At 57.4% G+C, this 25,254-nt stretch carries 19 protein-coding genes; 12 read left to right on the top strand and 7 right to left on the bottom strand.

The window, feature by feature from the left end; genetic code table 11:
• Positions 1-6: 6 nt before the first annotated feature.
• From B30_RS06805 to B30_RS06785, 5 genes are all read right to left on the bottom strand, one after another.
• Positions 7-372: a response regulator gene (locus B30_RS06805; RefSeq protein ID WP_009571304.1), complete on the bottom strand. Its 366-nt coding sequence runs from the start codon at positions 370-372 to the stop codon at positions 7-9.
• Complete coding sequence (locus B30_RS06800) at positions 369-650, bottom strand: STAS domain-containing protein (RefSeq protein ID WP_009571303.1); 282 nt, start codon at positions 648-650, stop codon at positions 369-371. The genes B30_RS06805 and B30_RS06800 overlap by 4 nt, the downstream gene beginning before the upstream one ends.
• 183 nt (positions 651-833) lie before the next feature.
• Positions 834-1,808, bottom strand: a complete 975-nt coding sequence (locus tag B30_RS06795) for a glucokinase (RefSeq protein WP_009571302.1) — start codon at positions 1,806-1,808, stop codon at positions 834-836.
• Positions 1,809-1,811: 3 nt separating this feature from the next.
• Positions 1,812-3,170 (bottom strand): GH1 family beta-glucosidase, encoded by a 1,359-nt coding sequence (locus tag B30_RS06790; RefSeq protein WP_009571301.1) that lies wholly within the window; start codon positions 3,168-3,170, stop codon positions 1,812-1,814.
• Positions 3,171-3,384: 214 nt separating this feature from the next.
• Positions 3,385-4,416 (bottom strand): LacI family DNA-binding transcriptional regulator, encoded by a 1,032-nt coding sequence (locus B30_RS06785; RefSeq protein ID WP_009571300.1) that lies wholly within the window; start codon positions 4,414-4,416, stop codon positions 3,385-3,387.
• Positions 4,417-4,762: 346 nt separating this feature from the next.
• Here B30_RS06785 and B30_RS06780 point away from each other — a divergent pair, with 346 nt between their 5' ends.
• The 12 genes from B30_RS06780 to B30_RS06725 all read left to right on the top strand — a co-directional run bounded on the left by B30_RS06780 (position 4,763) and on the right by B30_RS06725 (position 22,571).
• Positions 4,763-6,046, top strand: a complete 1,284-nt coding sequence (locus B30_RS06780; RefSeq protein WP_009571299.1) for an ABC transporter substrate-binding protein — start codon at positions 4,763-4,765, stop codon at positions 6,044-6,046.
• Positions 6,047-6,393: 347 nt separating this feature from the next.
• Entirely contained in the window at positions 6,394-7,392 is a 999-nt protein-coding gene (locus B30_RS06775; protein ID WP_009571298.1) for a carbohydrate ABC transporter permease, read from the top strand.
• A 12-nt stretch (positions 7,393-7,404) separates the two neighbouring features.
• Positions 7,405-8,667 (top strand): carbohydrate ABC transporter permease, encoded by a 1,263-nt coding sequence (locus B30_RS06770; protein ID WP_009571297.1) that lies wholly within the window; start codon positions 7,405-7,407, stop codon positions 8,665-8,667.
• Between the two features lie 27 nt (positions 8,668-8,694).
• Positions 8,695-10,353 carry an alpha-glucosidase gene (locus tag B30_RS06765; protein ID WP_009571296.1) on the top strand — a complete coding sequence of 553 codons (1,659 nt, stop codon included), beginning with the start codon at positions 8,695-8,697 and terminating at the stop codon, positions 10,351-10,353.
• 20 nt (positions 10,354-10,373) lie between these two features.
• The gene (locus B30_RS06760) at positions 10,374-11,465 is read left to right on the top strand and encodes an ABC transporter ATP-binding protein (RefSeq protein ID WP_009571295.1); all 1,092 of its coding nucleotides are present in this window, start codon (positions 10,374-10,376) and stop codon (positions 11,463-11,465) included.
• 148 nt (positions 11,466-11,613) lie between these two features.
• On the top strand, positions 11,614-12,612 hold the full coding sequence (locus B30_RS06755) for a tellurium resistance protein (RefSeq protein WP_009571294.1): 999 nt from the start codon (positions 11,614-11,616) through the stop codon (positions 12,610-12,612).
• Positions 12,613-12,774: 162 nt separating this feature from the next.
• On the top strand, positions 12,775-14,223 hold the full coding sequence (guaB, locus tag B30_RS06750) for an IMP dehydrogenase (RefSeq protein ID WP_009571293.1): 1,449 nt from the start codon (positions 12,775-12,777) through the stop codon (positions 14,221-14,223).
• A gap of 90 nt (positions 14,224-14,313) precedes the next feature.
• Entirely contained in the window at positions 14,314-15,498 is a 1,185-nt protein-coding gene (locus B30_RS06745) for an RsmB/NOP family class I SAM-dependent RNA methyltransferase (protein WP_009571292.1), read from the top strand.
• A 278-nt stretch (positions 15,499-15,776) separates the two neighbouring features.
• Positions 15,777-18,071, top strand: coding sequence for a hybrid sensor histidine kinase/response regulator (locus tag B30_RS06740; RefSeq protein ID WP_009571291.1), 2,295 nt, complete (start codon positions 15,777-15,779; stop codon positions 18,069-18,071).
• Between the two features lie 296 nt (positions 18,072-18,367).
• Positions 18,368-19,447 (top strand): recombinase RecA, encoded by a 1,080-nt coding sequence (recA, locus tag B30_RS06735; protein ID WP_009571290.1) that lies wholly within the window; start codon positions 18,368-18,370, stop codon positions 19,445-19,447.
• Between the two features lie 181 nt (positions 19,448-19,628).
• Positions 19,629-22,280 (top strand): alanine--tRNA ligase, encoded by a 2,652-nt coding sequence (gene alaS, locus B30_RS06730; protein WP_009571289.1) that lies wholly within the window; start codon positions 19,629-19,631, stop codon positions 22,278-22,280.
• Between the two features lie 3 nt (positions 22,281-22,283).
• The gene (locus B30_RS06725; protein ID WP_009571288.1) at positions 22,284-22,571 is read left to right on the top strand and encodes a DUF1330 domain-containing protein; all 288 of its coding nucleotides are present in this window, start codon (positions 22,284-22,286) and stop codon (positions 22,569-22,571) included.
• Between the two features lie 46 nt (positions 22,572-22,617).
• Here the strand turns inward: B30_RS06725 and B30_RS06720 are convergent, their stop codons facing one another.
• Positions 22,618-23,205: a VOC family protein gene (locus B30_RS06720; protein ID WP_009571287.1), complete on the bottom strand. Its 588-nt coding sequence runs from the start codon at positions 23,203-23,205 to the stop codon at positions 22,618-22,620.
• Positions 23,206-23,347: 142 nt separating this feature from the next.
• Positions 23,348-25,168: a translational GTPase TypA gene (gene typA / locus B30_RS06715; RefSeq protein WP_009571286.1), complete on the bottom strand. Its 1,821-nt coding sequence runs from the start codon at positions 25,166-25,168 to the stop codon at positions 23,348-23,350.
• Between the last annotated feature and the right edge of the window lie 86 nt (positions 25,169-25,254).

The raw sequence follows: 25,254 nt of genomic DNA, 5'->3' as shown, positions 1-25,254 counted from the left end.
AACCTCTTAACCAGCAACCATTTGAAGGGCCTTGACGAGCTTGGCGGGATCAAATGGTTTTACAATCCAACCGGTCGCCCCTGCGGCGCGGGCTTTTGCTTTGAGCTCATCGGCGCTTTCGGTCGTCAGCACGAGAATGGGGATGCGGCTCCATTTTTCCTCGGAGCGCACGGCGTCGATGAAGCCAAACCCATCCATGCGGGGCATATTGATGTCGGTGATGATGACATCCGGTTCGATGTCTTCGAGAACTTCGAGGCCATGCACGCCATCTTCGGCGAGATGGGCGGTAAAGCCGGCAGAGGAGAGGGCGAGATTTAGCATATCTCGCATGGTGCGGCTGTCATCGACAGCGAGGACTTCAAGGCTCATGTCCAGGCCTCCGGTTGGGTCAGGGTTTCAGGAGAGAAGCCAAAAAGGCTCAAAATATCGACGCAACCGTCGGAGGCATTGGCCAAACGCGTGGTTTTGCCCTCGGCGGCACGGGATTTGACGCAGGACAAGATCACCTGAAGGGGCAGACTGCCAAGATGGCGCACATTGCTTGCGTCAATCACCAACTCAGCGTCGGTGATGGATTTCAATTCGCTCAAAAGCGGAGCCACGGATTGATAGTCGAGCCGGTCGTGGAGTTGAACATGCGTGGTCATGCAGGCGCTCCTAATTTTCGGCAGTGGAAAGACATCTAAAAATTCCCTTACATCTGCGGTCACATCGACTGGTGTAAGGGCAAGGGAGTTAAAACGAAGTTACGTTGTTCCATTTTTATCAGATCACGCAAAAAGGCTCCGAACTTTGACGTTCGGAGCCTTTTTATAAATTTTAACAGGTATTTACGGGTAGATATTGTGCACATGAGAGGCGCATCCGGTCAAGGCGGCATAGTCGTCTTCAATCACGGAAACCGAAAAGTTTTTCATGAAACCGGCAAAGCGCCCCTTGTCGCGGAAGGCGTCCGAGAAACCGAATGGCTCAAGATAGGGCGCGATGTGACGGGCCACACCACCGACAAGATAGACGCCGCCAAAGGGCAATTGGATCAGTGACAGGTTGCCCACCACAGTGCCGAGAATTTTGACAAAGAGCCGCGCGGCCTCAATGGCACGGGGATCAGAGCCATCTTCGACACCGGCCATAATTTCGGCAGCAGATTTTTCATGCGCGTCCCCCGCCTGCGTGCCCAAAAACAGATAGACCCGTTCAAGTCCGCGTCCGGACAAAACGTCCTCAACGGCCGGGAATCCATGCGCGGTTTCGACGAATTGGCACAGTTCAAGCTCATGTTCATTGCGGATCGGCAGGTTGGCATGACCGCATTCAGAGGGGGCGACAAACCGGCCTGTATCGGTTTCAAACACCGGCGCGGCGTTGAACCCGGTGCCGACCCCCACCACAAGGCGCACCGCCTGAGGCGCAGCAGGGGCGGCGGCAATCACCGGGCGGATATTGGCCTCATCGACAAAGCCCAAAGCGTGACCCTGCGCTTGCAGGTCATTGAGAATGGCGACATGTTCCGCCCCGGTGGCGCGGTGCAACGTGTCGCTGTCAATGGTCCAGTCCAGATTGGTCATCGTGCCAACGCCGTCACGCACAGGGCCCGCCACAGCCACACAGGCGCCTTTGCAATCCACACCGTCTTCTTCGCCGATATATTGCCGCAATACTGTTTCCAGACCGGGGAATTTGCGGTTGGAATAGCGCCGGATCGTGTCTGGCAAAAGATCGACCCCATCGGCCAGTGCCACACGCGTGTTGGTGCCGCCAATATCGGCCACAAGGGTTAGGGTGTCGGCAGGATGTCGGCTCATGGGTCAGCTCCGCGTCAGGATGTCTTTGAACATGTGATAAGAGGCTTTGGGGGTGCGCTGCAATGTCTCAAAGTCCACATGGACGATACCAAAGCGTTTTTCATAGCCAAACGCCCATTCATAATTGTCCAAAAGCGACCAATAGAAAAAGCCTTTGAGATTTGTGCCGTCCTCAATCGCCTGTTTCATCATGGCAAGGTGGTCTTGGATAAAGTCACAGCGCTCTGGGTCATTCACCACACCGTTTCGGACATGATCCTCCCAAGCCATGCCATTTTCCGTCACATAGATCGGCAAATCTCCGACATAGCGCTCCGAGAGCCATGTCAGGAAAAGGTGCAATCCCTCCGGGTAAATTTCCCAGCCCATCTGGGTGGTGGCGCGGTGTCCGGCGACCTCTTTGGTGTGCGGCCAGGCGGCGGCCTCGGGATCATGGGCGTGGATGTGGCGGGTGTAATAATTGACGCCAAGCCAGTCGAGCGGCTGATGGATCAGGGTCTTGAGATCGTCTTCCCAGCCGGTTGGCATATGCGGGGCGAAGCCTTCGAGTGCCTCGGCGGGGTAGGTGCCTTTGGTGATCGCTTCGATGAACCAGCGGTTGTAGATCGCGTCCTGAACGGCTGCCGCTTTGATGTCCTCGGGGGCGTCTGAGGCCGGGGTCGGGTATTCGAAATTCAACACGATGCCCAAATTGTCCCGGCCCTTGGCACGCAGCCGGGTCATCGCCTCACCGTGGGCTTTGAGAATATGATGCATGGCGCGGGAGGTGGCGCGGATGTCGCGTTTTCCGGGCGCATGGGCGCCGATGAAATGCGACAGGTAGGCGACGCACCACGGTTCGTTGATCGTGGCGATGGAGGCCATGCGGTCGCCGATTTTGGCGTCGATGATCTCAACATAATCGCCGAACCAATTGTGCACATCCGGGTGGGTCCAGCCGCCCAGATCGGCCAAAGCCGAGGGCATTTCCCAATGATAGAGCGTCTGATGCGGCTGCAACCCACGCTCTAAAATGGCGTCGGTGAGGCGGTCGTAATAATCCAAGCCCTCTTGGTTGACCTGCCCACGCCCCTCGGGCAGCACCCGTGCCCAGCTTGTCGAAAACCGGTAAGCGTCGAAATGCCCGGCCTGCAACAGGTCCATATCCTCACCATAACGGTGATATTGATCACAGGCTTTCGCGCCGTCTTCGGCGTTGATCACATTGCCGGGAGTGGCGGCAAACGTGTCCCAATGGGTCGAGCCCGCGCCGCCGAATTGATGGCCTTCGACCTGATAGGCGGCCGTGGCGGCCCCAAATATAAAGTCGTCCGGGAAATCTTTTCGGGTCAAAAGCTGCCGTGTTTTTGTGCGGCCCATCATGGGGAGTCCTTTCGGGGGTCGTGTTTGGTTTCGGCCTGCCTGACACCGGGTCGCCTCAAATTTAAAGGAATCTGAGGTGAGGTGAGTGGCCATTTCAATGAGTCTATAACGTTTTAGGTGGAGTTCACGGGATGTCAAAGCGCTTTGATGATTTGTTTTAAAGATTCTTTGTCTGGATCAGGGCGTTTGGCGAAAGGCGCGGTTGTGTGGAGGCTCAGCCCTGCGGTGCGGGACCGGTGGTGTGGCCGATAATCAACTCCGCATCCAAAAGCACATGCTGCGCCGGACGGTTGGGATTGACGATCATATCCATCAAGATTTCGGCGCAAATCCGTCCGGCTTGCCGCACAGAAGACCGGGTGGCGGTATAAATCGGTTCGCTGTTGCCGTTGCGCAGGTAGGAGAGATCGTCATCATGGATGATCAGCGAAACGTCTTTTCCAATTTTCAAATCCGCCGCATCAAGCGCGCGGCGCACGCCAAAGCCGACGATGATCGACGAGGCCAGCAAAGCAGTGGGTGGGCTCTCCAAGGCGAGCATTTTCGTCGTCGCTGAAAATCCATATTCCTCTGTCATTTCAGAGGAGTAGCAGAGGGCGTCGTCTTCGGGCACACCAGCCTGTTCAAGCGCCGCGCGATAGCCGAGGCGTCGTTTGGCGGCGAAATCCATCGTTTCCAAGCCGTTCAAAAGGCCGATGCGCCGATGGCCGAGATCGAGCAAAAACTGGGTGGCCCGTTCAAAGGCGCGGGTGTTGTTCATGTCGACCCAGGAATATTGCTGCTCGTCCGTCGAGCCAGATCGGCCATGCACGACAAAAGGCATCCCGATCTCGCGCAACAACTTGATGCGCGGGTCGTCGTCTTTCGGGCCATGCACGATGACGCCATCGACCGAGCCTTTGGCGGCGATTTTGCGATAGGCATCTGATTCAGAGGCATCGGGCACAACCGTCAAATGCATGTCATAGTTTTCGCGCGAATAGACCTCTGAGGCCCCGGCGATAAAGTCGGTGAAGACCGGATTCACCACCTCATGTTCGGTGGAGAGGGGAATCACATGCCCCACCGCATGGTTGCGCCCGGTGGCTAGGCCACGGGCCCGCGTATTGGGCGTGTAATTGTGCTGTTTGGCTGCGGCTTCGACCTTTTTTCGGGTTTTCTCTGACACCTCGGGGTAGCCGTTCAGGGCGCGTGACACGGTTGTCTGAGACAGGCCAAGCAGTTCTGAAAGCTCTTTGAGATTCATGGGGCATCCATTTATTCGTAGTATTTTATTCGTAGTGTTTGGTTGGCTGACTGCCACGCTAGAGGGTTCTTTGGCCACAGGTAAAGCGGCTTTGGGCAGTATTCCGATATGCCATTGGTCGTTTTTATGTCGTCACATCAGAGATCTGCCGTAAGGGAAACCTTATACGGGGTATTTTCGCACAGTGAACCCCGAAAGGTTGATCGTTGTCATTGACTCTTAGGATAACTTGAGGGAATCTACGGTGTGTCAAAGCGCTTTGGGTGTTTGGAAACTGTTTGATTTCTCACCTGATAGCGCTAGGCTTAGTGTGCCCATGTCGGGGTATGAAAACTGGGAGGTTTACATGAAAAAGACACTTCTTACGGGGGCGGCCACTCTGGCTTTGCTCGCGGGTGCGGCGCAGGCACAAGACCTTGCTGGCCAACAATTGACGATTGCAGGCCCTTGGATCGGTGCTGACCAGGAAATGGTCGAAAAAGTGCTCGCCATTTTTGAAGAAAAGACCGGCGCGGATGTGCGTTACGTTGGGTCTGACAGTTTTGAACAACAAATTATGATCGACGCCGAAGCCGGTTCTGCCCCGAACGTCGCTGTGTTCCCACAGCCGGGTCTTGCGGCAGATATGGCCAAACGCGGCTTCCTCACACCGCTGCCTGCAGGCACCGAAGAGTGGGTGAAAGAAAATTATGCGGCGGGTCAATCCTGGATTGATCTGGGCACTTACGCAGGCCCTGACGGCAACGACGCGCTTTATGGCTTTTTCTACAAGGTCGATTTGAAATCTCTGGTCTGGTATGTGCCGGAAAACTTTGAAGATGCCGGATATGACATCCCGACCTCGATGGAAGAGCTCAAAGCCCTGACCGACCAAATCGTCGCCGATGGCGAAACGCCGTGGTGTATTGGTTTGGGATCCGGCGGTGCGACCGGCTGGCCGGCGACTGACTGGGTCGAAGACCTGTTGCTGCGCACCCAAACCCCGGATGTCTATGACGGTTGGGTCGACAACTCGATCCCGTTCAACGATCCGCGCATCGTTGAGGCGATCAAAGAATTCGGCTGGTTCGCCCGCAATGACGCTTATGTGTCTGGTGGAGCAGGGGCCGTGGCCTCGACCGATTTCCGCGACAGTCCGAAAGGTCTCTTCACCTCGCCGCCGCAGTGCTACATGCACCGTATGGCGTCCTTCATTCCGGCCTTCTTCCCGGAAGGCACGGTTGTCGGCGAAGACGCGGATTTCTTCTACTTCCCATCCTATGCTGAAAAAGACCTCGGCAATCCGGTTTTGGGTGCTGGCACCTTGTGGGCCATCACCAATGACAGCCCGGCGGCACAGGAGTTCATCAAGTTCCTTGAGACTCCTGAAGCCCACGAAGCCTGGATGTCCCAAAGTGGTTTCCTGACGCCGCACAAAGGCGTGGACGCGTCGAAATTCGGCGATGCGCCGACGGCGGCGATGAACGAGATTTTGCTCAACGCGACAACATTCCGCTTTGACGGGTCTGACCTGATGCCGGGTGGCGTGGGCGCAGGCTCGTTCTGGACGGAAATGGTCAACTACGCCGGCGGTAAATCGGCCGAAGACGTGGCGGACGATATTCAGGCCTCTTGGGATGCCCTGAAATAATCAGACAATGTCGGGCGATCCGGGGAGATTGGTTCTCGGGTCGCCTTTGCTCTTGCGTATTTCTCTTTGCTGCCTGTGTGTTCAGGCCAAGGGCAGGGGAGACCACAGTCTGTTTTCATGGCCCCGGAAACAGATTTCACATCGCAAGACGCAGAACTCCTGTTACGGTTGAAAACACCGCAGCAGATGGAGCGCGGCAGTTGCGCGAAATCGCCTTTTCGTGTTCGATGGATGTAGAGAACCATCGACCCCGAGACGGAACATAAGCGAAGCTCAGTGCACCACGATGTGCTGAGAAACGACGGATTTGGAGCTCAAAGAGGCTCTCAAAGCAAAAGGAGGGGCACATGCATCCAGCAGTCCAAGGTCTTTTGACCATTGCTATCGGCGTCAGCGCCTGCATCGGCTATTTCTATTTCTCCAATATTCTCTTGGACAAGGTGATTTTTCCGGCCCGTGGCACACACGCAGGCCGAAACATCAACCGCGCCAATTTGATCCGACCTTGGTTGTTTCTGTTCCCCGCACTTGCGGCGTTGGGCCTCTATCTGGCCTATCCGGTGGTTGAGACGCTGCGCCTCTCGCTCACAGATCGCGACATGGGCGGGGCGTTTATTGGGCTTGAAAACTACCGAAAAATGTCGATCGACCCGAAATTCTGGGAGGCGATGCGCAACAACGCCTTGTGGCTTTTGGTCGTGCCTGCCGCCTCCACTGCCATGGGGCTTTTGGTGGCGCAATTGACCGACCGCATCCGCTGGGGTGCGATTGCCAAGTCTTTGATTTTCATGCCCATGGCGATCTCCTTTGTCGGCGCGGCGGTGATTTGGAAACTGGTCTATGACGCGCGCCCGTTGGGCACCGAACAGATCGGCATTCTCAACGCGATCCTCGTCGCTTTGGGCGGTGAGCCGCATACGTTTTTGACCCTGCCGTTTTGGAACAATTTTTTCCTGATGGTGGTGCTGATCTGGATTCAAACCGGTTTTGCCATGGTGATCTTGTCCGCCGCCTTGCGCGGTGTGCCCGAAGAAACGATTGAGGCCGCGATTGTCGATGGCGCCAACCCGTTTCAGATCTTTTTCAAAATCAAAATCCCGCAAATCATGGGCACGATTGTGGTGGTCTGGACGACGATCACCATCACTGTGCTCAAGGTCTTTGACATCGTCTTTGCGATGACCAACGGCCAATGGGAAACCCAGGTTTTGGCCAATTACATGTATGACAAATTGTTCCGTGCCAATGACTGGGGCGTGGGCTCCGCCGCCGCGATGGTGATCATGCTTTTGGTCACGCCGATCTTGGTGTGGAACGTCTACAACGCCCGCAAAGAAATGAAATAAAGGACAGGACCTATGGACAATATTGCCGGCAAAAAGTCCTCCTTGACCTGGGCCGTCCACATTTCGGTGGCCGTTCTGGTCTTTCTTTGGATGTTCCCGACCGTGGGGCTTTTGGTCTCCTCATTCCGCTCGGCGGATCAAATCTCCGGCTCCGGCTGGTGGAAAGCCCTGTTCCCGCAAGAGCAGAATGTGATGATCCGCACCGCCGATCCGGCGCTTCAGCAACAGATCGACGGCGCCTATGTGATCGAAGGCAACCTGTTTGAACAGGATGGCCTGCCGATTGGCACCGTTTCCGTCTGGGGCACCTCCTCGCGCGACATCAATGCTTACAAGCCCGGCGACACTGCCGATCTGGGTGAGGACGGGCAATTGACCGTCACGGAAAATGGCGATTACACCCTGCTTAAAACCACGGAATTTAGCGGATCGCGCGGCGAACGGGTGTTTTTGACCGCCAAAACGCCGCCAACCTTCACCTTGCAAAACTACAAAACCGTGCTGTTTTCTGGTCAGGCCACCGACAAGATGGGCAAGGCCTTTCTCAACACGTTCACGGTGACCATCCCGGCCACGATCATCCCGATCCTGATCGCGGCCTTTGCCGCCTATGCTTTGGCGTGGATGGATTTCCCAGGACGCGCGCTGTTGATTGCGGCTGTGGTGGCGTTGCTGGTCGTGCCTTTGCAACTGGCGCTCATTCCCTTGCTCAGTTTCCACGGCGCGGTGGTGGAGGCGACGATTGCCTTTTTGGGCACCCCAGACCCTGACAACCTACGCCGCTTTGCCACCGTCAACGGCCTTGGACGGCTGTTGGGGTTTGAACCGGGTGAGGCGGTGTCCTCCAAGGGCTATCTTGGCGTTTGGATGGCGCATACGGGCTTTGGTCTGCCGCTGGCGATCTACCTGTTGCGCAACTATATGGTCGGTCTGCCGAAAGACATCATCGAGAACGCCCGTGTGGACGGCGCGACGGATTTTCAGATTTTCACCAAAATCATCCTGCCGCTGTCCTTCCCGGCGCTGGCGTCTTTCGCGATCTTCCAATTCCTATGGACATGGAACGACCTTTTGGTCGCCCTCGTGTTCCTGATCGACAGTTCCGGCGACACCACGGTGATGACCCGCCAGATCGTCGAACTTCTGGGCACACGCGGCGGCAATTGGGAAATCCTGGCCACGGCGGCCTTCGTGTCGATCGCGGTGCCGCTGACCGTCTTCTTCTTTATGCAAAAATACCTCGTCCGCGGCCTGCTGGCCGGGTCTGTTAAATAATCAGCGAAAAATCAAAGAGCATCTTGCATGAACGTAATCTCCTCCTCCCCCATGAAACCCTTTACGCGCGAAAAAGATTGGTGGCGCGGCGCGGTGATCTATCAGATCTATCCGCGCTCATACCAAGACAGCAATGGCGACGGTATTGGCGACCTGTTGGGCATCGTCCAACGCTTACCCTATATCGCCTCGCTGGGCGTTGACGCGATCTGGATTTCGCCATTCTTCACCTCGCCGATGAAGGATTTCGGCTATGACGTCTCGGATTACTGCGACGTGGACCCGATGTTCGGCCATCTGTCCGATTTCGACGCGCTGATCGACACGGCGCATCAATATGGTGTCAAGGTTCTGATCGACCTCGTCCTGTCGCACACCTCGGATCAACACCCGTGGTTCAAGGAAAGCCGCAGCTCACATGACAATGACAAGGCCAATTGGTACGTCTGGGCCGATGCCAAACCGGATGGCACGCCGCCGAACAACTGGCTGTCGATCTTTGGCGGCTCTGCCTGGCAATGGGACGCGGGCCGGATGCAGTATTTCCTGCACAACTTCCTGACCTCGCAGCCGGATTTGAATTTCCACGAACCGCAAGTGCAAGCCGCGCTTTTGGACGTGGCCGAATTCTGGTTGCAGCGTGGGGTGGATGGGTTCCGTTTGGACACGATCAACTTTTACACCCATGACGCCGAGTTGCGCGACAATCCTCCTTTGGCTCCCGAACGGCGCACGGCAAAAACTGCGCCAGCGGTCAATCCGTACAACTGGCAAGAGCATATCTATGACAAATCCCGGCCTGAGAACCTTGTGTTCCTGCGCAAGCTGCGCGCGGTGATGGAGCCGCACAATGCGGCGGCGGTTGGCGAAGTCGGGGATGAACAGCGCGGGTTGGAGATCCTCGGCGAATACACCAAGGGCAATGATCTCATGCATATGTGCTATGCGTTCGAGCTGTTGTCTGGGGACACACCGTCGCCGGAATACATCAAAGAGGTGATGGACAACGTCGCCGAGGCCGCCCCGGATGGTTGGGCCTGTTGGGCTTATTCCAATCATGATGTGGTGCGCCACATGACGCGCTGGAATCTCAGCCCGGCGGGCGCGCGCGCCTTTACTACCTTGATGATGTGCCTGCGCGGATCGGCCTGTATCTATCAGGGCGAAGAGCTGGGTCTGCCGGAGGCCGAACTGGCCTTTGAAGACCTGCAAGACCCCTATGGCATCCAATTCTGGCCGGATTTCAAAGGCCGCGATGGCTGTCGCACGCCGATGGTGTGGGAACGCTCGAACCATCACGGTGGTTTCTCCAACTCTGGACAAACATGGTTGCCGGTGAGCGCCGATCATTTGCCGCTGGCGGTGGCGCAATCGGAAGAAGAACCGGGTGCCTTGCTGCATCACTACCGTCGCGCGATTGCCTTTCGCCATGCGCATCAGGCGCTCAAAACCGGTGAGATGGTGGATATGCGGGTCGAAGATACCTGTTTGATCTTCACCCGCAAGAATGACGAAGAAGAGCTGTTTTGTGCCTTCAACCTGTCGGATCAACCGGCCACGTTGGAGACGCCAAAGGGCGATTGGTATCAGGTCGGCAGCGAATTGAATTCCGCCTCGCCGATGGAGGACGGAAAACTGCATCTTGGACCGTGGCAACCGGCAATCATGCTGCGCGAAAACATCTAAGAGGCGAGGGGAGAGAGACTATGGCAGATCTGAAACTGGAGAATGTCGCCAAGACCTATGGCGGCAAAGTCGAAGTCCTCAAGGACATCAATCTCGACATCAAAACCGGCGAATTGATCGTGTTCGTCGGCCCGTCGGGCTGCGGCAAATCCACGCTTTTACGGATGATTGCGGGCCTAGAAAAAATCTCTGGCGGCACGTTCGAGATTGATGGCGAGCGAATGAACGATGTGCCGCCCGCCCAACGCGGCATCGCCATGGTGTTTCAATCCTATGCGCTTTACCCGCACATGACGGTCTATGATAACATGGCATTTTCGTTGAAAATTGCCAAGAAATCCAAAGAAGAGATCGACGCGGCGGTGACCAAAGCCGCAAAGATTTTGCAGCTTGACGACTATCTGGACCGCCTGCCAAAAGCGCTCTCGGGCGGGCAACGTCAACGGGTCGCCATCGGTCGCGCCATCGTGCGTGACCCGAAAGTCTATCTGTTTGACGAACCGCTTTCCAACCTGGACGCCGCCCTGCGTGTCGCCACCCGGTTGGAGATTGCCCAGCTCAAAGAGTCGATGCCAGACAGCACCATGGTTTATGTCACCCACGATCAGGTTGAGGCCATGACACTGGCCGACCGCATTGTGGTTTTGGCCAACAAAGGCATCGCACAGGTCGGCAGCCCGCTTGATCTTTATGAACGTCCTGACAATGAATTCGTGGCCCAATTTATCGGCTCTCCGGCGATGAATCTCTTGCCCGGCGAAATCATCGAGACGGGGGCGCAGACCAAGGTCAAACTCGACGGCGAAGGCATTGCCATTTCCGCGATCCCAACCCAAGCCTCGGACATGGGGCGGCGCGTCAATGTCGGCGTGCGCCCGGAAGACATGGTGCTGACGGATGAATTGGCAATCCTGAACGGCACGGTGGATATTATTGAGGCCTTGGGCGAGGTGACGTTGTTGTATTTCGTGCCCGAGCGGGGTCAAGAACCGCTGATCGCCAAACTCCCCGGCATCCACAACAATCTGCGCGGCACTGAGGTCAAACTCACCGCCGATCCCGCAAAGGTCCATCTTTTTGCCAATGGGTTGAGCATGCGGCCAAAAGACTAAGCCATCGAACATGAGGTAAGGGCAGTTCCTCGGGGGCTGTCCTTAACCTCATATTTAGCCCGCGACAACACGGCGCTGCGCAATAGCTTCCTCTGAGCCGGGCAGGGTGGTATTCATCCCCTGCAATATCTGCGCGAAAGGCCCGAACATGTCGCACACTCCGCCCCGCATCATGCCCAAACCGTTCAACACGGCCCCAAAAGGCATTTGGCGCGCCACGCCGCCGGCGATTTTCCCGCCGATCATGGGGCTCTTGGGCCTTGGTCTTGCCTGGCGCAACGCGGCCAAAGTCATGGCTGGGCCCGCGTGGATCGGGGAAATGATCTTGGGGGCGGTGTCGCTTTTGTATGTTTTCGCGCTCGTGGCCTATTTCGCGAAAGTCGTGCGCCGTCCGGGCGTTGTTGCCGATGATCTGCGTATCTTACCGGGTCGGGCTGGGCTGTCCGCCGGGGCGGCGAGCGGGTTTTTGTTTGCCGCCGTGCTTGTGCCCTATTCGGTCGCATTCGCCAAAACCGTCCTGGTCTTGGCTCTCGCGGCCCAAGTCATCGTAGCGATCTTGACCATTCGCTCCTTTGCGCTGGGTCCAGTCGAACAACGCCGGGTCACGCCGGTGTGGCATCTGACTTTCGTCGGCTTCATCATCGCACCCTTGGCCGCCGTGCCCTTGGGCTGGATCGGCCTGTCGCAGTTCATCTTTGCCACCACCTTGCCGATAGCCGCCGCGATCTATGTGATCTCCGCCGTGCAATTCGCCAAATCCGATGTGCCGCCGCCGTTGCGCCCGCTCTTGGCCATTCACCTGTCGCCGCTCTCGCTCTTTGGCATCGTGGCGACGTTTTTGGGCTATACCACGCTGGCCGTGGCCTTTGCCTGGGTGGGTCTCTCCGTTTTCATCGTGGCGCTTTTGGCGATCCGATATTTGACCAAAGGTGACTTCTCGGCGCTCTGGGGAGCTTTCACGTTTCCCCTGGTGGCCTTTGTCAATCTGATGTTTGCCGCCGCCACAGTCTCGCCCACACCGTTTCGCGTGATTGGCGGTCTGGTCCTGGTCGCGGCCTCCTTGGTGATCGTCTACATTGCCGCCAAAATCATGCAGATTTGGACCAAGGGCAAACTGTCCAAAGCCACCAACGCCGCCTCTGTCTGAGGTCTTAACAGCTTTGAAATCGACGCTATAGGGCCGTTTCCAACTGGAGTGCGGCCCTAAATATTGCGTGGTGCGTCACGAAAAACGGCAAAACGCCCTTTCCATAGAGGGGCATCCATGTAATAGGGACGTGCCAAACCGTATCCCCCATGGAGAGACCCGATGGAGATTCGCGAGGCCCTTACCTTTGATGATGTTTTGCTGGTTCCTGCGGCCAGTTCTGTCCTGCCCTCAACGGCAGACACAGGGACATTTGTCACCAAATCAATCCGGTTGAACATCCCTTTGATGTCCTCAGCCATGGACACGGTCACCGAAGGCCGCATGGCCATCGCCATGGCGCAGATGGGCGGGATCGGTGTCATTCACCGCAATCTCGACATCAAACGGCAATCCGACGAGGTGCGCCGGGTCAAACGCTTTGAAAGCGGGATCGTGTATAACCCGATCACCCTGACCGCCGATCAAACCATCGCGGATGCCAAAGAGCTGTGCGCCCAGTATAATTTCACCGGCTTCCCGGTGGTGGATGCGGATCGCCGCGTGGTCGGTATCGTCACCAACCGGGACATGCGCTTTGCCACCTCCGACAACACGCCTGTCTCGCAGGTGATGAGCTCGGACAATCTCGCGATCCTGCACGAGCCTGCGGATCGAGATGAGGCGATTTCGCTGATGAAAGCGCGCCGGATCGAGAAACTTTTGGTCACCGATGCCAATGGCCATCTGACCGGGCTGTTGACCCTCAAAGACACCGAACAAGCCGTGCTGCACCCGTCGGCCTGCAAAGACGACCTTGGTCGGTTGCGCGTCGGTGCTGCCACCACCGTGGGCAACGAAGGCTTTGAGCGCTCCGTGGCGCTGATTGATGCGGGCTGTGACCTCATCGTCATCGACACGGCGCATGGTCACTCTGAAGGTGTTGCCATGGCGGTCGAGCGCTTGAAAAACTACCGTGAAGACGTTCAGGTCATCGCCGGCAACGTCGCCACAGCCGCAGCCACCAAGGCGCTGATTTCGGCGGGGGCGGATGCGGTCAAGGTCGGCATCGGTCCGGGGTCGATCTGTACCACGCGCATGGTCGCGGGGGTGGGTGTGCCACAACTGACCGCCATCATGGATTGCGCCAAGGCGGCGGGCGATGTGCCCGTGATCGCGGATGGCGGCATCAAATTCTCCGGCGATTTCGCCAAAGCCATCGCGGCAGGGGCTTCGGTGGCCATGGTCGGGTCGATGATTGCAGGCACGGACGAGTCTCCGGGCGAAGTGATCTTGTATCAAGGCCGCTCTTACAAAGCCTACCGTGGCATGGGGTCCTTGGGGGCCATGGCGCGCGGCTCGGCGGATCGATATTTCCAAAAAGACGCGGCCTCTGACAAACTCGTGCCCGAAGGCATCGAAGGCCAAGTCGCCTATAAAGGCCCGGCGGGCGCTGTGATCCACCAAATGGTTGGCGGTTTGCGCGCGGCCATGGGGTATACCGGCTGTGCCACTGTGGCTGAGATGCGCAAAAACTGTGGTTTTGTCAAAATCACCGGTGCGGGCCTGAAAGAAAGCCATGTCCATGACGTGCAAATCACCCGCGAAAGCCCGAACTACCGCGTCGGCTGAGGTGGGTTTGACCAAATACAAACGGGGGCTTGGCGCAGATCGCGGTAAGTCCCCGTTGCTTTTTCATATGGAACCTGTTTTCGCTACATCATGACACCAGCCGCTCGCCTTTCCGCCGCAATCGAAATTCTGGATGATGTTCTCGTCGGCGAAAATGCCGAACGGGTGCTGACAACATGGGCGCGCGGCCACCGCTATGCCGGGTCGAAAGACCGCGCCGCGATCCGCGATCTCGTGTTTGATGCAATCCGTTGCATGCGCTCTTATGCCTGGCTCGGTGGGGCGGGCGAGCGCCCCTCCGGTCGGCAATTGATCCTGGGGGCGTTGCGTGCGGCGGGCACCGATCCCGACACGCTTTTTTGCACCGACCGCTTTGCGCCGCGCCCCTTGCATGAGGGCGAACGCGCGCTACCCGCGCCGCTTTCGAGCGCGCCGCGCGGTGTGCGATTGGATTGCCCGGACTGGCTTTTGCCGCTGTATGATGCGACTTTGGGCGCCGATGCGGATGCTGCCCTTGAGCTGTTGCGCCATCGCTCCGAGGTGTTTTTACGGGTGAATCCGCGCAAGGCAACTTTGGACACCGCCCGTGAGGCTTTGCACAAAGACGACATTGACGCCGTGCCGCATCCTCTGTGCGACACCGCGCTCAAAGTCACCCGCAATGCTCGTGCTGTGGCCCGGTCTCAGGCCTATCTCACCGGACTGGTTGAAATTCAGGATGTTGGATCTCAGGCGATCCTTGATGTTTTGCCGCTGGAACCCGGCCAATCGGTTTTGGATTATTGCGCTGGCGGCGGGGGCAAAGCCTTGGCCATCGGTGCGCGCATGGATGTGAAATTGACCGCCCATGACATTGATCCCGCCCGGATGCAGGACATCGCCCCACGCGCATCCCGCGCCGGGATTGACATTGCTTTGGCCCGCACATCCGAATTGGCCAAGGCCTATGATCTGATCCTCTGTGATGTGCCCTGTAGCGGGTCTGGTGCGTTTTCACGCAGCCCACAGGGCAAATGGGCGCTAACCGAAAACCGGCTGTCGCATTTGGTGCAAATTCAGGCGGATATTCTGGACGAAGTTGCGCCGCGTGTACGACCCGGTGGCCATCTGGCCTATGCCACCTGTTCGCTTTTCAAAGTCGAAAACGACGATCAAGTGGCCAAATTCGCCGCGCGCCACCCCGAGTTCTCCCTGCGCATGAGCCGCCACGTCAGCCCGCTTGAGGGCGGTGACGGATTTTTCATCGCGGTGTTTCAGCGCGCTGTTGTGCTCTGAGATGACCTTTAAAACCCTTTTCAGGGGCAATAAAGGTTAACAATACAACTTTACCGATAGTTCTTCGACGTTTATCCTCATCCCAACCTCCGCTCTTAAAGCGTCATTAACCAAATTATCGCACAAGAGAGGAACGGATCGGGATGACACGATCCACCGGACAGCCTGGGGCATTCTGCCCCAAAAGTCGCGTGTTAAGCGCGTTTAGAATGGCGTGCACTGCACGTTTAGAATGGCGTGCACTGCACGACGAGGGGGGATTTGTGACGAGCGTCAGCATGACAGCGGGCCCATTGTCTAAACAAGCCGAGCGCCTTGCTCCTTATAGTATGACCATTGCCATTGGTGGGCTTTTGCTTTGTGGCGCGGCTCTGGTGTTGCCGCTGCCGCGGTTTGGTCTTTTGGCTTTTGGTACGGGGGCCGTTCTGCTTTGGGCCGCCATTCTGGTGCGTGTGCTGACCCATCTGCGCAAAATCGCGCGTAAACGTGTGCACAACGCTCTGGCCCAATTTGTGGCCAATGATGCGGCGCCTTGTTTCACCACAGATCTTGATGGTGTGATCGGCTATGAAAACCGGGCCGCCATCAAGCGGTTTGGCGGGCGGGGCGGAGAGACGCTTTTGGCGGCCCTTGAGGATCTTTTTGCCGCTCCAGCCACCACTTTGGCGCGGCTGCAATCGCGGGCTTTGGCCAAGGGCGGCGCGCGCGAAGATGTGGTGATGCGCCACGGTCATGTGCGCCTGGGTGTGCATATGATCGGGGAGGACGGGTTTTTATGGCGCCTGGATGATATGGTCGAAAAGGGCAGCTCCCTGGACGGCGAGGCTTTGGCTCTGCCGATGATGACCCTGAGCAAAAACAACGCGGTGCTGTTTATGAATGAGGCCATGCGCCGCTTGATCGGTCATCGCGAAAAGACCTTGGATCGGGTGGTGACCGACCTGCCGCTCCGCCATGGTGATGTGCATGTTTTGTCGGGTGCCGAAGGGCGCGTCTATGCCCGTGTGGCCCAGTTTGAAACGGGTGGCTCTGGGCGCAAGGAAGTGTATTTCTTGCCGGAAAAAACCCCCTCTGTGGGCGAATGGGACGCCTTTGATGCGCTGCCTGTGGCGCTTTTGAAAGTCTCTGTTGATGGTCGGATTTTACAATCCAACCGACCCGCGCGCGAACTTTTGTCGATCATGGCCCATGATCAACTCAGACTCGGCGATTTGGTCGAAGGGCTGGGACGGCCTGTGCAGGATTGGGTGACGGATGTGGCCATGGCGCGGGCGCGCAAGCCGGAATTTGTCCGCGCGGCGCGGCCGCAAAACGATACATTCCTGCAAATCACCCTGAGCCGGGTCGAAGGCAAGGGAGATGAGATCGAATTGATCGCGGTGCTCTCAGATGCAACCGAGCTGAAATCGCTTGAGGCGCAATTTGTTCAAAGCCAGAAAATGCAGGCCATCGGTCAGTTGGCTGGTGGCGTAGCACATGATTTCAACAACCTTTTGACGGCCATTTCCGGCCATTGTGACCTGTTGCTGCTGCGTCACGACAAGTCCGACCCGGATTATGGCGATCTCGTCCAAATTCACCAAAACGCCAACCGTGCCGCGTCTCTTGTTGGTCAATTGTTGGCCTTTTCACGCAAACAGACCCTCAAGCCCGAGGTCATTGACCTGCGCGATACCCTGTCTGATCTGACCCATTTGCTGAACAGGCTGGTTGGGGAGAAAGTGACCCTCACCCTCAGTCACGACGCGGGCCTGTTGCCGATCCGGGTCGACAAACGTCAGCTTGAACAAGTGATCATGAACCTTGTGGTGAACGCCCGTGACGCCATGCCGACGGGCGGGGAGATCAAGGTCGAAACCCGTAACGAAGTGTTGCGCCAGGCCCTGACCCGAGATCGAGCCACGGTGCCCGCAGGCGAATATGTCGTGGTCAGCGTCTCAGATCAGGGGATCGGCATTCCGCCCGAGCGGTTGCAAAAAGTGTTTGAGCCGTTTTTCACCACCAAACGGACGGGCGAGGGCACGGGCCTGGGTCTATCCACGGCATACGGGATCATCAAACAGACCGGGGGTTTTATATTTTTGGACTCCGTGGTCGGGTCTGGTACCGCCTTTACCATCTTTTTGCCTGCGCATACCGCGCGGGCTGAGGCGGTGGTCGAGGCGGCAAACAAACCGATTCCTGACGCATCTGTGCCCGCCGAACGCGGCTCCGGGGTGATTCTGTTGGTCGAAGACGAGGCACCGGTGCGTGCCTTTGCCTCGCGCGCCTTGCGGTTGCGGGGCTATACGGTGATCGAGGCGGAAAATGCCGAAGAGGCGTTGGAAACGCTCGAAGACAGCAGCCTGCATATTGATGTGTTTGTCTCTGACGTGATCATGCCGGGGATGGATGGGCCAAGCTGGGTCTCGGAAGCCCTGAAAACCCGGCCGGATGTGAAAGTGGTGTTTGTCTCGGGCTATGCCGAAGACCATTTCACCGAACAACAGGCGCGCATCCCCAATTCGGTGTTCCTGCCCAAACCGTTTTCCCTGTCGGAACTGACGGCCACGGTTCAGGCGCAGTTCTACTAAAGATGAGACGGCGTCTTTTTTGGTTATCTGGAGGATTTCCTTTCATAAACAAAGGCATATTTGTCTATAGAATTATTTTTCAGCAGTTCTTTCACGGTAAACGATTTGTTAAATATTAGCAGTGCAATTTGTCTTTAAATTGGAATGTTAAGAATTGAGTTGAAATGTTCTCTTTTTGTCCTCATAAAGATCCGTGAGAACAAGAGGCGAACAAGAACAGTCCCAGACCGCCGCATGAGGTGACTTATTTGCACCCGTTGCCGTGCGAGATTTGGTGTGAAATAAGGAAGTGAACAATGGCTACGGCGGCGAACATGACCAAAAAAGATGGCGAAAAGCAAAAGGCGCTCGACAGTGCGCTGGCGCAAATTGAGCGGCAATTTGGCAAGGGGTCGATCATGCGCCTTGGCGCGGACAACCCGGTGCAAGAGATTGAATCCACCTCGACGGGCTCGCTTGGTCTGGACATCGCGCTTGGCATTGGCGGCATTCCGAAAGGCCGGATCGTTGAGATCTACGGCCCGGAAAGCTCCGGTAAAACCACCCTGACGTTGCATTGCGTCGCTGAAGAGCAAAAGAAAAACGGCGTTTGCGCTTTTGTCGACGCCGAACATGCGCTTGATCCGATCTATGCCCGCAAACTGGGCGTGAATCTGGATGAGCTGCTGATCTCCCAACCTGACACCGGCGAACAAGCACTTGAAATCGTGGACACTTTGGTGCGCTCCGGCGCGGTGAGCCTTGTGGTTGTCGACTCGGTTGCGGCCTTGACGCCGAAATCCGAACTTGAAGGCGATATGGGCGACAGCTCGGTCGGTGTACATGCGCGTTTGATGTCGCAGGCGATGCGCAAACTTACCGGCTCGATTTCACGCTCCAAATGCACCGTGATCTTCATCAACCAAATTCGGATGAAAATCGGCGTCATGTTCGGCTCGCCCGAAACCACGACCGGTGGCAACGCGCTGAAATTCTACTCTTCTGTGCGTCTGGACATTCGCCGCATTGGCGCGATCAAGGACCGCGACGAGGTGGTCGGTTCCGAAACCCGCGTCAAAGTCGTCAAAAACAAAGTCGCTCCGCCGTTCAAACAGGTGGAATTCGACATCATGTATGGCGAAGGCATCTCCAAAACCGGCGAGCTTTTGGACCTTGGCGTCAAGGCGGGCGTGGTCGATAAATCCGGCGCGTGGTTCTCCTACGGCGATGAGCGCGTGGGGCAGGGGCGTGAAAACGCCAAACGGTACCTGAAAGAAAACCCGCAAATTGCGCTTGAGATCGAAGATAAAATCCGTGCGGCGCATGGGTTGGATTTCGATCTGGGTGCGGAATTCTCCCATGACGACATCGTCGATGACGAGGCTGACGAGGTATAAGAGTGCGGGATCGGGCTTAGACCGCCGAAGAACCCAAAGGTTTTCAAGGGAAGAGGGGCCGGAACCATCGCGTTTCGGCCCTTTTCCTATGCGCGGTTATGGACAGGATCGCACAGGGGCGGTAAACCGTCCTGAACGCCAGATCTGGCGGCCCCAAAACGCCTGTAAGGATGAGCCCAACATGCCCAGCGTGAACGATATCCGCTCCACCTTTCTCAACTATTTCGAACGCAACGGTCATAAGGTTGTGGACAGTTCGCCGCTTGTGCCGCGCAACGATCCGACGTTGATGTTCACCAACTCCGGCATGGTGCAGTTCAAAAACTGTTTCACCGGGGTGGAGAAACGCGATTATGTCCGCGCAACCACGGCACAAAAATGTGTGCGCGCCGGCGGCAAACACAACGATCTCGACAACGTCGGCTACACCGCGCGCCACCACACATTCTTTGAGATGCTGGGCAATTTTTCCTTTGGCGATTACTTCAAAAATGAAGCAATCCCCTTTGCCTGGGAGTTGATCACCAAGGATTTCGACATCCCGAAGGACAAACTCTACACCACGGTCTACCACACCGATGACGAGGCGTTTGAGATTTGGAAAAAGGTCGGCGTGCCGGAAGAGCGGATCATCCGCATCGCCACCTCCGACAACTTTTGGCAGATGGGTGACACGGGACCGTGCGGGCCGTGTACAGAGATTTTCTACGACCACGGCGATCATATTTGGGGCGGTCCTCCGGGCAGTCCTGAGGAAGATGGCGACCGGTTCATCGAGATCTGGAACGTTGTGTTCATGCAAAACGAGAAGTTCGCCGATGGCACGATGACCGAACTGGACATGCAGTCAATCGACACCGGTATGGGGCTTGAGCGCATTGCGGCGCTGTTGCAAGGCAGCCATGACAACTACGATACCGATCTGATGAAGGCGCTGATCGAGGCTTCGGCCCATGCGACTTCGGTCGATCCCTATGGCGATAAAAATGTCCATCACCGGGTGATTGCCGACCATTTGCGTTCGACCTCTTTCCTGATCGCAGATGGCGTGATGCCGTCCAATGAGGGCCGCGGTTATGTACTGCGCCGGATCATGCGCCGCGCCATGCGCCATGCGCATCTGTTGGGTGCGAAAGACCCGATCATGTACAAGCTGGTGCCCGAACTGGTGCGCCAGATGGGCGAGGCCTACCCGGAATTGCGTCAAGGTCAGTCGATGATCGAAGAGACTTTGAAACTCGAAGAAACGCGCTTTATCAATACGTTGGATCGCGGCCTGAAACTTTTGGACGAAGAATTGTCCGGCCTTGAAGAGGGTGCCAACCTTCCGGGCGAAGCGGCGTTCAAACTCTATGACACCTATGGTTTCCCACTCGATTTGACCCAAGACGCGCTGCGTGAACAGGGCCGTGCGGTCGACACCGCAGGCTTTGACGCCGCCATGGCCGAACAAAAAGCCAAGGCCCGCGCGGCCTGGTCCGGGTCGGGTGAAACGGCCGATGCGACCGTGTGGTACGATATTGCCGAAGAGCATGGCGTCACCGAGTTTTTGGGCTACGACACCGAGAGCGCCGAAGGTCAGGTGTTGGCACTGGTCAAAGGGGGAGGCTCTGTCGGGTCTGCGACAGCGGGCGACGAGGTCATGGTCGTGGTCAACCAGACGCCGTTTTATGGCGAAAGTGGTGGCCAAGTCGGTGACATGGGGCTGATCCGCGTCGAGGGCGGCACTGTAAATGTGACCGACACGAAAAAGGTCGCTGGCGTGTTCATTCACATCGGCAAAGTCACCACGGGTGAGATCAAAACCGGACAGGCGGCTGAGCTGATCGTCGATCATGCTCGCCGGACCGCGATCCGCGCCAACCACTCTGCCACGCATCTGTTGCATGAGGCGCTGCGCGAAACGCTGGGCGCGCATGTGGCGCAGCGCGGGTCACTGAATGCGCCGGATCGGTTGCGGTTTGACTTTAGCCACACCAAAGGCCTGAGCGCGGAAGAACTGCGTAAGGTTGAAGAGGATGTGAACGGCTACATCCGCCAAAACACCCCGGTCGAAACCCGGATCATGACGCCCGATGACGCCCGCGCACTTGGGGCGCAGGCTTTGTTTGGCGAGAAATACGGCGACGAAGTGCGCGTGGTCTCCATGGGCCGCGCTGACACCGGCAAAGGCGCGGATGGAATGACCTATTCGCTCGAACTGTGTGGCGGCACCCATGTCAAACGCACTGGCGACATCGGCCTGTGTGTGATCTTGGGCGACAGTGCCTCCTCAGCCGGTGTGCGCCGGATCGAAGCCCTGACGGGCCAAGCCGCACTTGACCATCTGGCCGAGGCCGCGAACCGGGCGGAGGTGATCGCAGCCGCGCTCAAAACGCCGGTGAGCGAAGTCGTTGAGCGGGTCAAAACGCTGGCCGAGGAACGCAAGAGATTGGAACAAGAGGTGGCCAATCTCAAACGCGAATTGGCCATGGGCGGCGGCGCCAAAGGCGCGGTCGAGGCCAAGATGATCAACGGCATCCCCTTCCTTGCGCAAGCGCTTGAAGGTGTGTCGGGCAAAGACCTGCGGGCTCTGATTGACGCCCATAAAACCAACCTCGGCTCGGGCGTGATCTTGTTGATCACCGAAGAGGACGGAAAGGTCGCTGTGGCCTGTGGCGTCACCGATGATCTGACCGCGACAGTCTCTGCGGTCGACGTGCTCAAGGCCGCCGTGCCTGCCGTCGGCGGCAAAGGTGGCGGTGGTCGACCGGATATGGCGCAGGGCGGGGGCAAGGATTTCTCCGGTGCTGAGGCTGCCATTGCCGCCGCTGAAACTCTGTTGAAAGGATAAGATATGCCAGCCCTTTGGATCGCCCATGTGACCGTCACGGATGAGGAAGCCTATGGCAAATATGCCAAGCTTGCCGGTCCTGCCATTGCCAAACACGGCGGCAAATTCATTGCCCGTGCGGCGCGCTATGTGCAGCTTGAGGGCAAAGATCGCCCACGCAATGTTGTGGCGAAATTTGACACGGTTGAAGCGGCGGTCGCCTGTTACCATTCGCCCGAATACCAAGAGGCGCTGAGCCATGCCAAAGGCGCGTCCGAGCGCGAGCTTTTGGTGGTTGAGACCGAAGAGTAATCGGATCAAAGTTTATGAAGCGGCGCGGGAGAGATTCCGCGCCGTTTTATGTGGAATACGGGTTTTTCGGCCCGCGATCCTCAGAAAGCGTGTTTGTGCGCTCGGTGACCAAGGCCTCAATCGCATCGGCCAGATGTTCGGTGTCGATGTGATCGTCTCCCGCCGCCACGCGGATCAGATGGGCGCGGTGCAACACGTCGGTATGGGTGAACCCCAATGGCGGCTCAAAGCGGTAGCTGGCCAATTCCACCAACATGCCATTCGGGTCGCGGAAATAAATGCTGTCCATAAAGCCGCGATCTTTCGGGCCTGAATGGGTGATCCCGCGCGCATTGAGCCGCGCCACGATGTGATCGAAACTGACTTTTGAAACATTGAACGCCAAGTGATGCAAGGAGCCGGGGCCTTGATCAATCCGGTGCCGACCTGGTGTGCGGTCCTCTGAGGTGAAGACGGTGATCAACCGTCCGTCGCCGGGATCGAAATACAGATGGCCTTGTTTTGCATCATCCAGATTGGGCTGTTCAAAGACAAAGGGCATGCCCAACACACCTTCCCAAAAGTCGATGGAGCTTTGCCGGTCCGCGCCGGTGATGGTGATGTGATGCACGCCTTGGGTTTGGATTTTTTTCATGAGATGATCCTCCGTTTGATCACCATATAGGAAGTTTCGCGCTTTGGCGCAGTCCCCGTGGCCGCACAGAGTCTGCGCGCCAAAGCAAAAGGCCCGCGTTTTCACACGGGCCTTTGTCATCAGTCTGAAACGTCTGAGCTGTTTAGGCTTTGGACGATTTCGCGTGGCGCTTGCGCTCGTTCGGATCGAGGTAGCGCTTGCGCAAACGGATCGCTTTCGGCGTCACTTCGACCAGTTCGTCGTCGTCGATATAGGCAATCGCCTGTTCCAAGGTCAGTGTCACCGGGGTGGTGAGGCGCACGGCCTCATCGGTGCCCGACGCACGGACGTTGGTCAACTGTTTGCCCTTGAGCGGGTTCACTTCGAGGTCATTGTCACGGCTATGTTCGCCAATGATCATGCCCTGATAGACATCGGCCTGAGCGCCGATAAAGAAGTGACCGCGATCTTCGAGTTTCCACAAAGCGTAGGACACGGCCTGACCGCTATCCATGGAGATCAAAACGCCTTGGCGACGGCCCGGAATGTGGCCTTTATAAGGGGCCCAATCGTGGAACACGCGGTTCAAAACGCCCGTGCCACGGGTATCGGTGAGGAATTCGCCGTGATAGCCGATGAGACCGCGCGACGGCACATGCGCGATGATGCGCGTTTTGCCGTTTTGCTGTTTCATCTCGGTCAGCTCGCCTTTGCGGGCGCCGGTCAGCTTTTCAATCACAGCACCCGAGTATTCGTCATCGACGTCGATGGTGACTTCTTCGATCGGCTCAACTTTGACGCCGTCCAATTCGCGCATCAAAACCTGCGGGCGAGAGATCGACAGTTCGAACCCTTCGCGACGCATGTTTTCGATCAAAACGCCCATCTGAAGCTCGCCGCGACCGGCAACCTCAAAGGCTTCGCCGCCGGGGGTGTCGGTGACTTTGATCGCCACGTTGACTTCGGCTTCTTTCATCAAACGGTCACGGATGACGCGCGATTGCACCTTTTTGCCATCGCGGCCGGCAAGCGGGCTGTCGTTGATGCCAAAGGTGACGGTGATGGTCGGCGGGTCAATCGGCTGGGCTTCGAGCGGGGCGTCCACTTCGAGGGCGCAGAGCGTGTCGGACACGGTGGCTTTCGACATGCCCGCGATGGAGACGATGTCGCCGGCGATGGCTTCCGGGATTTCCTGCATGCCAAGGCCACGGAAGGCCTGAATTTTCTTGACCTGGAATTGTTCGATTTTTTGACCGTTGCGGGTCAGCGCCTGAATGGTCGCGCCGGTTTTGAGCGTGCCGCTTTCCACACGACCGGTCAGGATGCGGCCCAGGAACGGGTCGGCGCCCAAGGTGGTTGCAAGCATTTTGAACGGCTCGTGCTGATGCTTGAGCTGACGCGGGGCAGGGACGTGGTTGAGCACGAGGTTGAACAGCGCGTCCAGATTTTTGCGCGGCCCGTCGAGTTCGGCGTCACACCAGCCAGAGCGGCCAGACGCATACAGATGCGGGAAGTCGAGCTGATCGTCATCGGCATCAAGCGAGGCGAAGAGATCGAAACACTCATCAAGCGCGCGATCCGGCTCTGCATCCGGTTTGTCGACCTTGTTGAGAACCACGATCGGACGCAGGCCAAGAGCCAGCGCTTTCGAGGTCACGAATTTGGTTTGCGGCATCGGGCCTTCGGCGGCATCGACCAACAACACAACCCCGTCCACCATGGACAGGATGCGTTCGACTTCGCCGCCAAAGTCGGCGTGGCCGGGCGTGTCGACGATGTTGATGCGATGGCCTTTCCACTCGACCGAGGTGGCTTTGGCGAGAATGGTGATCCCGCGCTCGCGCTCGAGGTCGTTGCTGTCCATGGCGCGTTCAGTGGTGGCCTGATTTTCGCGGTAGGTGCCCGACTGTTTCAGGAGCTCATCGACGAGTGTCGTTTTGCCGTGGTCAACGTGGGCGATGATGGCGATATTGCGAAGATCCATAGGGTGCGGTTTCCGTGTGAGGTATGTCTTGCGCGGGGGCCTACCCGGCCCGGCGGCAAAACACCAGCTTTAAAGCACCAGAGCGG

It is taken from the genome of Celeribacter baekdonensis B30 (assembly GCF_000299875.1).
Taxonomy (GTDB): domain Bacteria; phylum Pseudomonadota; class Alphaproteobacteria; order Rhodobacterales; family Rhodobacteraceae; genus Celeribacter; species Celeribacter baekdonensis_A.
Note: the sequence above shows the minus strand (reverse complement) of the source record. Positions and strands in the feature narration are given on the sequence as shown.